Raw genomic sequence first — 13,955 nt, 5'->3', positions numbered from 1 at the left:
ACAATAGAAATATTCCAAAATACCTAATTTTCCTGTACTATATTATGTGAGAAAATATTTTCTTACATTCTTGGAAATTAATTTCCTTGAAGGAATTGGAGAATCTCATGGAGAAAAAAAAGCTAATTTTCCTCTATTGCATTTTAAGTATTATATGGATATACGGTACAAATTATTTAATTAATGAGTTTATGCCGTCTGCTTATATGTCTTTTGCCGCAAGATTTAAAGAGGTTCTATACATCTTTGTTACTGGATGGTTCATCTATTTTTTAATTGTGAAATCACAAGAATTAAATGAATCAAAAGAAGACCAAAAGCGTCTTTCGACGTTAATCAATTCAATGGTTGATTTTGTAAACTTTAAGGATGGAGAAGGCAGATGGATTGAGGCCAATGAATTTGGTTTACAATTATTTCAGCTTGAACACGTAGATTATCGTGGAAAAAAGGATTCAGAATTAGCGGAATACACCGAGTTCTATGCAAATGCGCTCAGATATTGCGAAATTTCAGATGAAGAAGCATGGAAAAATAAAGGAATAACCCGGATTGAAGAAGTCCTGCCTGTACCAGATGGAACCATTAAAACCTTTGATACCATTAAAGTTCCTTTATTCCATCCTGATGGGAGCAGAGAAGGTTTGGTTATTATCGGCCGGGATATTACGGAAAGAAAAAATATGGCCAGACAATTAGCCGAAAGTCAGCAGCAATATAAATCACTGTTTGAGTACAGTCCGGATATCGTATATATGTTTGACTTGAACGGAAACATAACCAATCTAAACCCTCACTTTGATGTTATAACCGGCTTCAAACGCGAAGAGATGATTGGTAAAAATATAAGGACATTATTGCCCCAAAAGTATAAAAGGTATCTCAACCGATTTATTTCTTCTTTAGTTGATGATAGTAAGCCTATTATGTATGAACTGAAAATTCCACATGCCAATGGGAAAACACTAACGATCCAAGCTACCTCACTCCCAATTGTTATTAATGGGAACATAACAGGAATCATTGGCTATGGCAGAGATGTGACGGCTTTAAGACAAACAGAGGAACGTTTAAGAAGGACGGAGAAACTGTCTGTGGTTGGTGAGTTATCTGCGAGTGTTGCCCATGAAATACGGAATCCGCTCACCTCATTAAAGGGATTTGTTCAGCTTTTACAAATGGAAGATCAGAAGCACCAATTCTATTATCAAATCATGTTAGATGAATTAAATCGGATTAACCACATTGTGGGTGAATTATTACTATTAGCCAAACCACAGCTGTTGAAATACACAACTGCAGATATTCAAAAGCTTTTGAACGATGTTATTTCCTTATTAAGCACCGAAGCGAGTTTATATAATGTGCAAATTGAATCAATTTATTCTGAAAATGAGATCCTTATAGAATGCGATCCGAACCAGCTGAAACAGTTATTTATTAATATTATTAAAAATGCAATTGAAGCCTCCATAAATGGCGGGAAAATATCCATTATCCTTGAACAGTCTGAAAACGAACAGGTAATAATAGCTGTCAAAGACAATGGCTGCGGGATTTCTAAAGAGAGGTTAGAAAAAATTGGCGAACCGTTCTATTCTTCAAAGGAAAAAGGAACTGGTTTAGGTCTTACTGTCAGCTTTAAGATTGTTCAATCTCACAAAGGAACAATCAGTTTTGAGAGTCAAAAAAATCAGGGAACCTCCGTTAATATTACCCTGCCAATGAAGCAAGACTGTTCAAAAAAAACCAAGCCCGCTTAGGACGGGCTTGATTTTTTTTTCCTATTTCGAAAAAATGCCAAGATTAATAACATACAGGGAATAATAATCTGAAAGGGCCAATGCAAATAAATCGTGACTACATCCAGTCCCTCTCTAATATGTTCCGCATAACTAGAAGCAATAGTCACGGAAGAAAATAAAACCAGCACCCCTATTGGGAACCCAAGCTTCCGTTGATTCTTGAAATTGAATATATCTGCCGCCCCAGCGACAGCTGCATAATAATATATAGCTATCTTAAAAAAACCACCAATCACAAGATACAGCATAAATAATACATCGAGCCGCTCAATAAAATTCGCTAATTGAATTTTCCCGATTGTTGTTAACAATGGAAAGTTGGAACGAACAAATAAATCCGTTCCTAACGAAGCAATATTTATGACAGCCGTTATCGCGATATTAATTCCACTTAGAAGTATCCCGCCAATACAAGCCATTTTTACTTTTTTTGGTTCATTTAAAAATGGCAGCACCATCGTAAAAACAATCATTTCTCCGAATGGAAAAGTGAAAGTTTCACGAAGAAAAGTTTTAATAACAGGCTTCCATCCATTTTCAAGAATCGGTAATATATTTTCAAAATGAATTAATCCAGAAAAGAGGATTAAAGAAAATCCTCCTATTGCCAGGATATAGATAACCGCAAAATATATTTCCCCCACTCGTGCAATGACTTCAAAGCCCTTATGGATTGCATAAACAATTGTCAAGATCATTAAGGTATTAATGACAAATAACGGTGTACTCGTATAGATGGTTGTGGTTAACAGCTCTCCAAAATCACGTAATATCCTTGAGGCACCGTAGATAAAGTATACGATGTAAAGTATTGCGATTAAACGGCCTATCCATTTACCGGTGATTTTTTGGATATAACTTGTAAACGGAAGGTCAGGATAATACAAAAACAAGCAGTAGTAAACGAAAAAGAGAAGCACTCCTGCTGTCATTCCCAGCAAAATGGATATCCAGGCGTCTTGTCCTGCACCCGCCCCCATACCAACCAAAATCGCGCTGCCCATTTCATACAAAACTACGAGAACAAATAATTGGGATGCATTTATTTTTGCCTTTTCCATTTGCTACACTTCCCTACTCACAACGGGTTACTTATTCATCGTGGACCAAAACGGTATTGTCCGGATTCCTTCTCGCCGAATGTAGGAATCTACCTCGACATTTACTTCTAGACGGGCAAATTGTTCGTTCCAATTCCTCTTAAGCTTATTCCAAAGCTTGGGATCTGCTCGATGCACCCGTTCTCCAAACCCAAAAATATCACTTTTCTTTTTTTGGGCCGCTTTTACCGCATTGACTATTTGTCTTTTAATTTCTTTTTCCACAAGCTTATCAAGTTTCTCAATTACTTTCGGATTCGTTAAATCAATCGCGGTATTGGCTTCACTAATCCAGCCTTCATCTTCAATTCTTATATGAATGACTGGTTTTCCATTCTTAAAATTAACCGAAACTTTTGTTTTAGTGCGAATGGATGCCATTGAAATGGCGTCCTTTTTACCATTCCATTCAACATTAATATCCGTACTTTTTACCTTATTTAGAATCCAGATAGCCCCTCTGGCATTGTTATTTTCAATCCAGCCTTTTAGCTTACCATTTTTAAAAATAGCTAATCCATTCGCCTCAAGGTAGGCATCTGATTTGGTAGATTGAAGATTTTCCGCCTTTTGAGCTTGTTCTTTTTTGCCCATTAATAAATATCCATTTAAAATTGGTTCTTTTCCACTGCTGATAATTCCACTAATAAAATCATCTACGTTAACACTCATATTTTCCCCGAGCATATTTTGGGTCGATTTGATCTCTTTTGTAATCTTACTAACAGGAAGTTTATCCAGGTTTGTCAGTGCTGAAACAAGGTTTTCGGCAGACGTACCTCTCGCAATCACCATTTCAGTAGTCGTTCTAAATTCAGGGTCTCGATCTAATGCATCAACAATATCCAGCAAATCAGTTTTTGCCACGCCTTCACTTATTACCACTAAATTTGTGTGAGCATAATATAGACGCCTGGAAATTTTCTTTGTCGCGCGTCTTGCTGCCTCTGTAATGGTGTCCCCTGAGCTTTTATATACAGCAATTGGCAGTCCTTGCCCTCCGCCAGTCTGCCCAGAGGAAACATTGCCCGGATTTACAAGCTGCCACGAAACATCAAACTTTTGGTTTTTACCTTTATCAATTCCAATGGCCATTACAAAGGCTAAATCGGTTAACTCCTTTTGATTCCAGCACGCCGTTAAAGAAGGTAAAAGAAAAAACACATAAATAGTCAGCAACAAATATCGTTTCATCAAGAATCACCCTGCGATGATTGGTCTTCGTCTTGCTTAGGCGGACCCGGTTTCTGATTTTCTCCTGTCCGGACCACATTTCCTTTACTGATAAACATCGGTCTATTTTTCATCGCCCAAATTGGAAAACGAATAAACACATCCTGTTGATTTCTTATATTAAATGGAGCGATCGGCATCATGTAGGGAACTCCAAAAGACCTTAGAGAGCATAAATGGATGGTCATAAACATAATACCCAGCATAATTCCATAAAAGCCCAAAATGGTGGCAAGTCCCATCATAATAAAGCGGATTAATCTTGCGGCAATCGCCATTGTAAAAACGGGAGTTGAAAAATTGGCAATGGCAGTAATGGAAACGACAATGACCATTACGGGTGAAACAAAACCTGCCTGAACGGCGGCCTGCCCAATTACGAGCGCACCTACGATGGAAACCGCTTGTCCCACTGCCCGCGGAAGTCTTAATCCTGCTTCCCTTAATATTTCAAAAGTAACCTCCATAATTAATGCTTCAAAGAATGCCGGAAAAGGAACATTCTCTCTTTGTGCTGCAATCGCTATAGCCATGGTGGTAGGAATCATTTCCTGATGGAAGGTAGTCCCGGCAATATATGCTGCCGGCCCAATTAAAGCAATAAAAAAGGCTAAAATTCGTAAAAGCCGAATACTTGTTGAAATATCAAATCTAGCATAATAATCATCCGGTGCTTGGAAAAATTGAATAAATAAAGCTGGTACTGTAACTACAAAGGGTGTACCGTCCACTACAAGGGCAATTCTTCCTTCAAGCAAATGAGAAGTAATAACATCTGGCCTTTCAGAATGATGAGTGGTTGGGAATGGTGTCCAGGTTTGGTCTTCAAATAATTGCTCGAGAAACCCTGAAGCTTGCACGCCATCAATATTAATGCGGTTGAGTCTTTCCTTTACTTCGCCAATAATTTTTTCATTTGCAATACCCTTTATATACATAATGGCAATATCGGTTTGCGTCACGGTACCCAGCTTCATCGATTCAATCCATAAATTTGGGCTTTTTATCCGCCGCCTTATTTGTGCCGTGTTTGTTCGGAGTGTTTCTGTAAACGAATCCTTCGGTCCCTGAATCGATAATTGGGTTGAAGGTTCAGAGATGGCACGTTTCTCCCATCCCTTTGTTTCCACACTAAGGGCTTTTTGGAAGCCATCTAAAAAAAATACCGTATTTCCAACTAAAATGGCATCATGTACCTCATTCCAGTTGGTGATTGACTCGACGTTTCCCAGACCAGCTGTGAAATCAATCATTTGTTGGAAACTGTCGGTAACCATCTCCCTCACTTCTTCTGTCACCGTTTCCATAAAAAAGTCACTGATCAAAGTATTACTGGCAAGACCGTCAATGTAAACGGCGATCCCCCTGCTGCCGCAAAATTTAAACTCGCGGTATGAAATATCTGTACTGTTTCCATATTCTTCTTTAATTCTTGCAATATTATCTTTGTAGTCTCTATGGATTGGCAATTCGTCCGGTTTTCCTGGATCCTGCATTTGCCTAAAGTTATCGTTCTGTCTCTTTTTTTGCTTTTTTTTCAAAATATTAGACAAAATCGACACGTAATCTCCGCCTCACTCAAAGAAGTTTCATTTTCACTATTACCAATAATGGTTAGAATCCCCAAAGTGATATATTTTATCCAATGGATAATTCCAATTCTAAGTAGAACTATAATAACAACACATAAATATGGGTGAGGATAATGAAAATCATTTTGGTAACTGGTTTATTAGCGGCTTTGTTAATAACTTTAATTATTGCACTCGATATGATTATGGGAGCAGGATTACCTGGGGTAATTTGGAAAGCAATAAACCCTTTTAAAGTAATGGAACCAGCAGAATATATCATATTAATACTTTCTATTCTCTTCTTTTTAATTGCTTCGTTTGGAGGTTATTTAAATAAGAAACGGCAAAGCAATCCTCCTTCAAACTCATAAAGAAGAAAGCCCGCCTTCACTCAAAGCGGGCTTTCTTCTTTATGAGTTTCATGAATACCAGTTGGAGATTTCCTTTTGAATAAACGGATGAAAGCTTTAGCTCTATTTTTCCATTTGCTTTTTCCTTCGTAATTAGGCCCGTAAACATAGCGATTCCACAAATAATAGACTATTTCCTCAATGATAAGAAATAAGCAGCAAAACAAAGCAAAGATACCAGCCCAGTACCACATTCCATGGACCCCCTTCTCAAATAGTCCTTGCATTCTATTTGAAAAATTCTATCTATTCTTTATTTTACCAGATTAATGGAAAAATGTGGAGGAATAAGGTTTACACCGTTTTTTCCACTGTGGATATTTTTGTTTTGATATATGTCCTGTTTCCGGCAGTGAAGAAAATAATACTTCCCAGCGAAAGGATGGAAATAATCCAAAACATGAATTGACCATGGTAATGGCTGAGGAGAAATCCCCCAAATATAGGACCCAGGAAATTCCCAATTTTTCGGAATTGGCCAGCCCCAAAATAAGTTCCACGTAAATGTTCCGGTGCTAATTTGTCCATCATCATACTGTTAGAAGGAAAAATTAAAATTTCACCGATCGTCAGAAGAATCATTGCAATAATGGCAATCACCCAGCCATTGATAAAGCTAAAGCCAAGTAATCCTGCCGCAATAAATAAAGAACCTGCAGCCATCGCCTGCATTAAGCTAAATTTTTCAGCAAAATGGCTGATCGGCATCTGCAAGCATACCACCATTACAGCATTAACGGTAAGCAAAACAGAAAAAATGGCTACACCGTTTTCCAGTTTCCCTTCCAAGAATTGCGGCAAATTGGAGTCTATTTGGACATAGCCAATGTTAATTAAAATGATTCCAAATAAAAGGTATCTTAACGCTTTATCTGTCTTGATAATCTTAAATGCATCCACAAATGATACAACCTTTTTCGTTTCTAATTGTTTAGCAATAATGAGTTTTTTCATTAAAATAAAAAGAACGATTCCATATCCCAAGTAGGTTGAACCAGTAATGGCGAACGAAAGCTTTGCAGAATGATTAGCCAAAAAGGCACCTACAAGAGGTCCTACTGAAGCTCCAATGTTCATGGCGGTATACCTTAAAGAGTACACCTTCATTCTAATTTTCTTATCAGTCAAATCTGCCATAAGTGCTTGTGATGTTGGTTCAAAAAAGGAAGTACATAGTCCAATAATGGCATTTAATAAAATGAACCATCCCTGACTATTTGCTACAGTAAACCCATAATAGACAAATGCTAACGTAAACAAAGCAGTGAGCATAATCGGCCTTCTGCCAAACCGGTCTGATAAATGGCCCCCAATGAATCCTCCCACTGTGGCCATTAAAGGGCTCATACCGACTGTCAACCCAATAATAATTGGTGAAAGATCGATATGACGAGATAAATAAATCGATAAAAATGGAAGTGTCATGTAGGCTGAGCCTCTGGATAATACCGTGCCAATTAATAATACCCAGACAATTGGGTGGAATTGCCCAATATAGATTTTTATTTTATTCATATGTATGGCCTCGCAAATTATTTTTTACTTAATTAGTAAACTATGTTAGAGGGAAATTGTAAAGAATTTTCCTAATTTTACTGCAAACAAAAAAGTCAGCCCCCACAGGGAAACTGACTTTTCTCGTTAGTTCGGATCTTTATAATTCATAGCCCTTTCACTGTCTCCAAAGCCTTTGGTGGTTGGATCTTGAACGAGCCCGAGCATGGATAGTATTACAAATATGGCATTTACTAATGTCAATATTGAATTTTGAATAGTGTCAGATAGTTGGAAATCGGTAATCCCTAGTGAATGTAATCCAGCCAGCACCAGTTGGGCAACAATCATTAGCTGTGATATAAATGCGATTACCCAGTTTTTGTTGCGAAATCGGACCTTCCAGTTAATCATCATCCCATCCCCTTTCCTATGTTAAATTAGCTTTTCTATAACATATGCTGGGTCTGAAATTGGTTGTCCACGAATATCACGAAATTACTTATTGTTGGTCTTTTTTCAAAAGAAAACTTATAATAGTAAAAATCAATCATCCCTAAAAGATAAGGAGTCATTATGGACAAGTTACATCCGTTATGGGAAATGATCGTTCGCTTTTGGAAAAAGAGACATTTAACTCAAATTTTTTTATTAATCATTCTTGTTGTGGTTCTCGTAACCATTTGTTATTTTGGATGGCTTGCTACAAGGGCGAATGTTCAATCCCTAAAAGAAGGTTTAAGCCAGCCGACCGTTATTTATGATAAAAGCGGCAAAGTGGCAAGTAATGTCGCAACAAATCGAACACAAGGCGTTAAAATTGAAGAACTGCCAAAATATGTGCCAAATGCCGTAGTGGCCATTGAAGATGAACGCTTTTATAAGCATAGCGGCTTTGATGTACAAGGAATCGCTCGTGCCTTTTTTGGAAACCTTTTTGCAGGAAGGGTTACTGGGGGCGGCAGCACGCTAACCCAGCAGCTGACGAAAAATGCCCTTTTATCACCGGAACGTACCTATAAGCGAAAAGCTGAGGAATTGTTTTTAGCTGTAAAAATTGAAAAGGTTTATACAAAAGAAGAAATTCTGCAAATGTACCTCAATCAAGTATATTTTGGCAGCGGCGCTTGGGGAATCGGCAACGCTTCAAAGAAATATTTCAATAAAAATATCAAGGACATCAGCGTGAGTGAAGCTGCCATGCTTGCAGGGCTATTACACGCACCTAATTACCTTGACCCGTATAAAAACTATGACCTTTCGATGAAACGGCGAAATGTGGTATTAGCCAAAATGAAGGAATTAGGGTTTATCAATACGACTCAATATAACCAGGCCAAAAAAGAAAAAATCCGTCTTCATGATGGCGGAGGAAGCTTTGTTGACCGTAAATACCCTTATTATGTCGATGCTGTTTTGAATGAAGCGATTTCCAAGTATGGATTAACCCAGGATGAGATCTTAACGAGAGGGTACCGCATCTATACCGAAATGGACCAGAACCTTCAGGCGGGACTTGAAAAAGTTTATAGCAAAAGCTCATTATTCCCTAGAGGAAGCGGAAATACTTTGGTTCAAAGTGGTTCGGTATTAATGGACCCCGCCTCAGGTGGAGTCCGTGCCCTTGTCGGCGGAAGGGGTGAACACGTTTTTCGCGGTTTTAACCGAGCGACTCAATTAAAGGCACAGCCTGGGTCCTCAATCAAACCACTTGCTGTATATACACCTGCACTTGAAAATGGCTATGACTATTCATCCGAGCTTGTCGATGAGCCGATGACGTTCGGTAATTACAAACCGGAAAATTTTTCAAAAAACTACCAAGGCAAGGTTCAGATGTATAAGGCTTTGGAAGAATCGTTGAATATTCCTGCCGTTTGGCTGCTCGATCAAGTGGGCTTAAATAAAGGGGTTGATTCCTTAAAACGGTTTGGAATACCTGTTGAAAAGGAAGATCGAAACCTAGCCATCGCCCTTGGAGGAATGAGCAAGGGCGTGTCACCCTTACAAATGGCAAATGCTTTTTCAGCTTTCCCAAATGGCGGAAAGCGGCAGGACAGCCATTTGATTACAAAAATTGTTGGTCCAACTGGGAATATTATCGCTGAGCGAGAACCGAAAACGATTAAAGTTACCTCTAAATCTGTTGCAAATCAGATGACTTCGATGCTCTTAAATGTGGTGGAAACGGGAACTGGAAAGCGTGCTCATATCCCTGGTATGCAAATTGCCGGAAAAACAGGCTCAACTCAGCTTCCCTTCACGGTCAATGGAACAAAGGATCAATGGATGGTAGGCTACACGCCAAACCTTGTCGGTGCGATTTGGCTTGGCTATGACCAGACAGACCAGCAGCATTACCTGCCGAGCTCAAGCTCAGCCAATGTGGTTCCAATTTTTAGAGAAATCATGCTCGAATCACAACGCTACCTTCCAAAAGATAGCTTTGAGGTGACTTCAATTAACGATCAGCTTAAAGGAAAGACGAGTACTGGGGAAAGGATCAATGAACAAGCAAAGAAAATCAGTAAGGAATTAAATGAAAATGCGGAAAAAATCGGCGCCGCCATCAAAGAAAAAGCCCCATCCTGGAAAAAGAATTTAGATAAAGTTTTATATTCAATTGGTGAGGGAGTAAATTCGTTAGTCGAAAAACTGAAAGAAATTGGAAAATAGCACGCCCGATGAGGCGTGCTATTTTTATCATTAGCTCTGTTAAACTTGGAGTCTAAACATTCGACACTCTTAATGAATGGAAATAGGTACCTGTTAAATTCTTTATTCTTTCTTCCTGCTTAGAATTGTACATCACTATAAAGCAGGTGGCAGGGCCAGACGATTTAAAGATATCCACTTCTGTGCTGACCATCTCCAGGGTAAATCTTACTTGGGAGAACATTTGATTCATTTCAAAAAAGATTCCCTTCGAGCCGACTGGCCAAACCATGATCTCGTCCATCTTGCATACTTCTTGAAAAATGGTAAGAGGAACAATTTTTTCCGACTCTTCTATAACTTCGGTCCCTACCAATGGCTGTCCAATAACAGCAAATTTTATCCGGGAGGAAAAAACAAGTTCCGTTACTTTAGCATTTGTTTTTTTCCCAAGCACTACCAAGCCAATGGCTGATTGCAGCAACGCAAAATTACTTTCCGAGCTCCCAGTGATCGGAACTTTGCTCATTCCTATTTCCGTTAACCCTTTTTGTATCCCCTTTAATAGCTCTTCCCATGGTTCATTTCCACAAAAGTTATGAAGGATTACACTCATCGGCTCACCGCCTGCTGCCATACACTCCATAGCCGCTACTCGAAAGGAATAATAGGCCACTGATTCGTAAGAAACTTGAACATGATCATGTTCTTTCATTCCAATCGCACCGCTGTTATCACTGGCAATAATTAAAGAGTTTTCTGTATCCAATGGCAGCGAAATAATATCCCTCATTCTTTTCTATCGCCTTTAGTTAAGGTTGATATAACAATGGAAGAAAGACTTGGAATCGCAATTAGAGCAATCCCTGTATTAATAACAGAGCCAATTAATAGCGAAGGGACAATAGCCGCATAAAAACCCTTATTCATTAAAAATATGAAAGGTATTGGTGCAATTAAAGCATTTCCCACAATGAAAAGACTCGCTGCTGAAATCTTTTTATTATACTTATACATTAGGCCAAACATCCAAACCAGCGCAGCCATCTCTCCTGCTATAAGTAGATGCAGCGGCCCTAACGGAAAACCAGCCAGCAGGGATGATATTAAATGACCAAATGCGGCAACGACAGCTCCAGCCCCGCCGCTTAATAAAGCGGCTGCCAGCAGGGCTGGGAAAACATCCAAAGCTACGCTCCCTACAATTGCAGGTATTTTTATCGAAGCGCCTATTACCGACAAGGCTGTAAGCATGGCGAGCAGAGTAATCCGTTTACCGGCTGTATTACTTTTCATTTTTACGCTTCCCTTCCCTAAACACAATGGCACTGCGAACATACTCAACGTCTTTAACCTTCATGCGATAATTTATGACTCTCGCTAACGCAAAGAAAAAGTCTGACAGACGATTTAAGTATTGGAGAGCCAACTCCGGTGTCTTCGAATCAGCCTTTAATAGTTTCACTACTAATCTTTCTGCTCGCCTTGTCACCGTTCTAGCAATATGAATCGATGCCGAGGGCTTGGTTCCACCTGGTAAAATGAACCGTTCCAGTTCAGGTGCCTCTTCAATGTATTCATCAATTTTCTTTTCCAAGTACTCAATCGATTCCTTTTGAAGCTTTAATTCCCGCTTCTCAGACACATTAGCCAGATCCCCGCCACAATCGAATAATTCATGTTGGATCTTTTCCAAATCAAGAAGAATATCCTTAAATAATTCAGAGTCGAGTTCTGTTATCGCCTGGCCCACGAAGCAATTTACTTCATCCACTGTCCCATAAGCCTCTACCCGAGTGTCATCCTTATCTACCCTTCCACCAATAATACTTGTTTTTCCTTTATCACCTGTTCTTGTATAAATTCTCATTTCCTAAACCCCTTTACTTTATTTTTTGATTTAATCCATACCAAATGACGTCCATTTGTTCTGACCTTTTGGCCAAATCCTGATATGCCCATCCGGTAATATCACGCCAATTCCTATTTTCCGCTTCCATAGGTACAATCCCTTTGGTAATATCCGTCCCAATAATAACTATCTTCCGATCTGTTTTTGCTTTTTCCCATGAAGTCCAAAGGTCCAAATAGCTATTCCAGATTTCAAGGCATTGCTTTGCCTCATACTCTACTGATAGACCTTTCAGCCATTTTTCTATACCTTCGAGTATTAACAAATCTTGGTCATCTTCCAATTTCTCTGGGAGAGGACGATGATCATATGCAGATATCCAGCCATCATAGTCCTGCACCAAGTAGGATTTTTTTACCCAGGCTCTTTTACCGTTAAAGGCACCTCCTGTAACAAAGTGCATCGCTGACCCCTCCTTAACGCCTCTTTTTCAAAAATTAGTTCATAGCCTTTGTCATGCTCTACTCCCCAATCCCAAAACGATTTCTTATCACGCGCATATTGCGTTAATAACATTCTAATGACCCCGCTATGGGTAATTACTGCTACGCGATGCCGGTTTTGATTCATTATTTCGTTGACAATTTGTTTCCATCCGGCTCCAATTCGATTGGTAAATCCCAATAAGGATTCCCCATCCGGGGGAGCAAATCCCATTGGATCTGATAACCAGCTTTGATAGTGCTTGTCTTCTTTCAAGTTAGCATAGGTTTTCCCTTCCCATTTACCAAAGTTCATTTCTCGTAAATTATTTAATAGAATAAGGGGATGATCAGGAAATAGAATTTCCGCCGTATGCTGACATCTTTTTAGATCACTTGAAAAATAGCATTCATATCTCTTATTGGTCGAAAAATGCATCGATTCTGGGCATAAAGGGGAATCCTCCCAACCGAGATACACTTTTCTTCTATTTGCTTCGGTCATTCCATGGCGAAATAATGCAATAACCACACAGTCATCCATAGTAATAGCTCAGTCCCTTCAACTGCAGCTCCCAATACATCCCCTGTAATACCACCAAACCATTTTTCAGATTTATAGCGGCTAAAAAAGAAACATCCCAAAGCAACAATTATTAAAATACTTAATAACTGGATTGATTGAGCCCATACCATTACTGCTAACAGATATGATGCAATGTAAACAGGGTAAACCCACAGTGTCTTCGGTGTTGCGGCACTTTGAAACAAAGAGCCTAATCCCTCTTTTCTGGCTGATTTAACGGTGAGCAATAGAGCACCCATTACACTTTTACTTAAAAAAGGGATTGCCATAATCAAGATGTAAGATAAAAGTTGGATGTTCTTCGCAATTTCATAAATAAAGATAAATCGGCAGGTCAATAAAATGATTACCGATAAAACTCCAAATGCACCGGTTCGGGGGTCTTTCATAATCTCAAGTCTTTTCTCGCTGTCCCGATATGAAAAGAACGCATCACTAGCATCCATCCAGCCATCTAAATGAATTCCGCCTGTCAGAAGAATAGTTGCCAGCCATATCAGAAGGGCAATAGCCAGCTGTGAGAAAGGGGTCCATTCCAAACAAATATAAATCAGAATAGTATAAATACCCCCCTGAAATAATCCCAAAAGGGGAAAGGATTGTACAGATTTCTTTAAATAGTCCTTATCCATGGGTATTTCTAACGGGACGGGAATAGACGTAAAAAATTGTAGATTAATCAAGAAACCTTTAAGCATTTTTATCATTTTGCACTCCAATTCATGATTCGATTTTTCAGCACATCCCATCTTATATGGCTTTTC

Annotated in this window: 15 protein-coding genes; 3 read left to right on the top strand and 12 right to left on the bottom strand. The window is 39.0% G+C overall.

All coding sequences use genetic code 11. The features are described 5' to 3' along the window. Positions 1–107: 107 nt before the first annotated feature. Positions 108–1,763, top strand: a complete 1,656-nt coding sequence (locus tag PH210_RS03570; protein WP_289983110.1) for a PAS domain S-box protein — start codon at positions 108–110, stop codon at positions 1,761–1,763. Here PH210_RS03570 and PH210_RS03565 read toward each other — a convergent pair. From PH210_RS03565 to PH210_RS03555, 3 genes are read right to left on the bottom strand one after another with little or no spacing between them, the layout of a single operon-like run. Continuing rightward, complete coding sequence (locus PH210_RS03565) at positions 1,760–2,866, bottom strand: GerAB/ArcD/ProY family transporter (RefSeq protein WP_289983109.1); 1,107 nt, start codon at positions 2,864–2,866, stop codon at positions 1,760–1,762. The genes PH210_RS03570 and PH210_RS03565 overlap by 4 nt on opposite strands. A gap of 27 nt (positions 2,867–2,893) precedes the next feature. Continuing rightward, positions 2,894–4,099, bottom strand: a complete 1,206-nt coding sequence (locus tag PH210_RS03560; protein WP_289983107.1) for a Ger(x)C family spore germination protein — start codon at positions 4,097–4,099, stop codon at positions 2,894–2,896. Further along, on the bottom strand, positions 4,099–5,634 hold the full coding sequence (locus tag PH210_RS03555) for a spore germination protein (RefSeq protein WP_483312085.1): 1,536 nt from the start codon (positions 5,632–5,634) through the stop codon (positions 4,099–4,101). The genes PH210_RS03560 and PH210_RS03555 overlap by 1 nt, the downstream gene beginning before the upstream one ends. 209 nt (positions 5,635–5,843) lie before the next feature. Here PH210_RS03555 and PH210_RS03550 point away from each other — a divergent pair, with 209 nt between their 5' ends. After that, positions 5,844–6,083, top strand: coding sequence for a YczF family membrane protein (locus PH210_RS03550; protein WP_289983103.1), 240 nt, complete (start codon positions 5,844–5,846; stop codon positions 6,081–6,083). A 20-nt stretch (positions 6,084–6,103) separates the two neighbouring features. Here PH210_RS03550 and PH210_RS03545 read toward each other — a convergent pair whose 3' ends face one another. The 3 genes from PH210_RS03545 to PH210_RS03535 all read right to left on the bottom strand — a co-directional run bounded on the left by PH210_RS03545 (position 6,104) and on the right by PH210_RS03535 (position 8,030). Beyond that, a complete protein-coding gene (locus PH210_RS03545; RefSeq protein WP_289983102.1) occupies positions 6,104–6,316 on the bottom strand; it encodes a hypothetical protein in 213 nt (70 codons plus the stop codon). Between the two features lie 100 nt (positions 6,317–6,416). Then, entirely contained in the window at positions 6,417–7,637 is a 1,221-nt protein-coding gene (locus tag PH210_RS03540) for an MDR family MFS transporter (protein WP_289983101.1), read from the bottom strand. Between the two features lie 126 nt (positions 7,638–7,763). Then, a complete protein-coding gene (locus PH210_RS03535) occupies positions 7,764–8,030 on the bottom strand; it encodes a phage holin (protein ID WP_289983100.1) in 267 nt (88 codons plus the stop codon). A 162-nt stretch (positions 8,031–8,192) separates the two neighbouring features. Between PH210_RS03535 and PH210_RS03530 the strand changes: the two genes are divergently transcribed. Beyond that, entirely contained in the window at positions 8,193–10,292 is a 2,100-nt protein-coding gene (locus PH210_RS03530; RefSeq protein WP_289983098.1) for a transglycosylase domain-containing protein, read from the top strand. Between the two features lie 52 nt (positions 10,293–10,344). Here PH210_RS03530 and PH210_RS03525 read toward each other — a convergent pair whose 3' ends face one another. From PH210_RS03525 to cobS, 6 genes are read right to left on the bottom strand one after another with little or no spacing between them, the layout of a single operon-like run. After that, positions 10,345–11,064 carry an ATP-binding protein gene (locus tag PH210_RS03525; RefSeq protein ID WP_289983096.1) on the bottom strand — a complete coding sequence of 240 codons (720 nt, stop codon included), beginning with the start codon at positions 11,062–11,064 and terminating at the stop codon, positions 10,345–10,347. After that, positions 11,061–11,567 carry an ECF transporter S component gene (locus PH210_RS03520; protein ID WP_289983095.1) on the bottom strand — a complete coding sequence of 169 codons (507 nt, stop codon included), beginning with the start codon at positions 11,565–11,567 and terminating at the stop codon, positions 11,061–11,063. Before PH210_RS03520 ends, PH210_RS03525 begins: the two co-directional genes overlap by 4 nt. Continuing rightward, positions 11,557–12,141 (bottom strand): cob(I)yrinic acid a,c-diamide adenosyltransferase, encoded by a 585-nt coding sequence (locus tag PH210_RS03515; RefSeq protein WP_289983094.1) that lies wholly within the window; start codon positions 12,139–12,141, stop codon positions 11,557–11,559. Before PH210_RS03515 ends, PH210_RS03520 begins: the two co-directional genes overlap by 11 nt. A gap of 13 nt (positions 12,142–12,154) precedes the next feature. Further along, on the bottom strand, positions 12,155–12,586 hold the full coding sequence (locus PH210_RS03510) for a bifunctional adenosylcobinamide kinase/adenosylcobinamide-phosphate guanylyltransferase (RefSeq protein WP_289983093.1): 432 nt from the start codon (positions 12,584–12,586) through the stop codon (positions 12,155–12,157). Further along, entirely contained in the window at positions 12,538–13,137 is a 600-nt protein-coding gene (locus PH210_RS03505) for a histidine phosphatase family protein (RefSeq protein ID WP_289983092.1), read from the bottom strand. Before PH210_RS03505 ends, PH210_RS03510 begins: the two co-directional genes overlap by 49 nt. Beyond that, complete coding sequence (gene cobS / locus PH210_RS03500; RefSeq protein WP_289983091.1) at positions 13,107–13,898, bottom strand: adenosylcobinamide-GDP ribazoletransferase; 792 nt, start codon at positions 13,896–13,898, stop codon at positions 13,107–13,109. The genes PH210_RS03505 and cobS overlap by 31 nt, the downstream gene beginning before the upstream one ends. Positions 13,899–13,955 lie beyond the last annotated feature (57 nt).

The organism is Paenibacillus sp. BSR1-1 (assembly GCF_030403775.1).
In the GTDB taxonomy this organism is placed as follows: domain Bacteria; phylum Bacillota; class Bacilli; order Bacillales; family Cytobacillaceae; genus Neobacillus.
The sequence above is the reverse complement of the archived record's forward strand: the minus strand, read 5'-3'. Positions and strand labels throughout refer to the sequence as shown.

What these genes read in the sequence shown, in the direction of transcription:
- PH210_RS03545 (WP_289983102.1), bottom strand. Translation starts at nt 6,316, where the DNA reads ATGTGGTACTGGGCTGGTATCTTTGCTTTGTTTTGCTGCTTATTTCTT.
- PH210_RS03530 (WP_289983098.1), top strand. Translation starts at nt 8,193, where the DNA reads ATGGACAAGTTACATCCGTTATGGGAAATGATCGTTCGCTTTTGGAAA.
- PH210_RS03535 (WP_289983100.1), bottom strand. Translation starts at nt 8,030, where the DNA reads ATGATTAACTGGAAGGTCCGATTTCGCAACAAAAACTGGGTAATCGCA.
- PH210_RS03520 (WP_289983095.1), bottom strand. Translation starts at nt 11,567, where the DNA reads ATGAAAAGTAATACAGCCGGTAAACGGATTACTCTGCTCGCCATGCTT.
- PH210_RS03540 (WP_289983101.1), bottom strand. Translation starts at nt 7,637, where the DNA reads ATGAATAAAATAAAAATCTATATTGGGCAATTCCACCCAATTGTCTGG.
- PH210_RS03560 (WP_289983107.1), bottom strand. Translation starts at nt 4,099, where the DNA reads ATGAAACGATATTTGTTGCTGACTATTTATGTGTTTTTTCTTTTACCT.
- PH210_RS03555 (WP_483312085.1), bottom strand. Translation starts at nt 5,634, where the DNA reads ATGCAGGATCCAGGAAAACCGGACGAATTGCCAATCCATAGAGACTAC.
- PH210_RS03525 (WP_289983096.1), bottom strand. Translation starts at nt 11,064, where the DNA reads ATGAGGGATATTATTTCGCTGCCATTGGATACAGAAAACTCTTTAATT.
- PH210_RS03515 (WP_289983094.1), bottom strand. Translation starts at nt 12,141, where the DNA reads ATGAGAATTTATACAAGAACAGGTGATAAAGGAAAAACAAGTATTATT.
- PH210_RS03570 (WP_289983110.1), top strand. Translation starts at nt 108, where the DNA reads ATGGAGAAAAAAAAGCTAATTTTCCTCTATTGCATTTTAAGTATTATA.
- PH210_RS03565 (WP_289983109.1), bottom strand. Translation starts at nt 2,866, where the DNA reads ATGGAAAAGGCAAAAATAAATGCATCCCAATTATTTGTTCTCGTAGTT.
- PH210_RS03550 (WP_289983103.1), top strand. Translation starts at nt 5,844, where the DNA reads ATGAAAATCATTTTGGTAACTGGTTTATTAGCGGCTTTGTTAATAACT.
- cobS (WP_289983091.1), bottom strand. Translation starts at nt 13,898, where the DNA reads ATGATAAAAATGCTTAAAGGTTTCTTGATTAATCTACAATTTTTTACG.
- PH210_RS03510 (WP_289983093.1), bottom strand. Translation starts at nt 12,586, where the DNA reads ATGCACTTTGTTACAGGAGGTGCCTTTAACGGTAAAAGAGCCTGGGTA.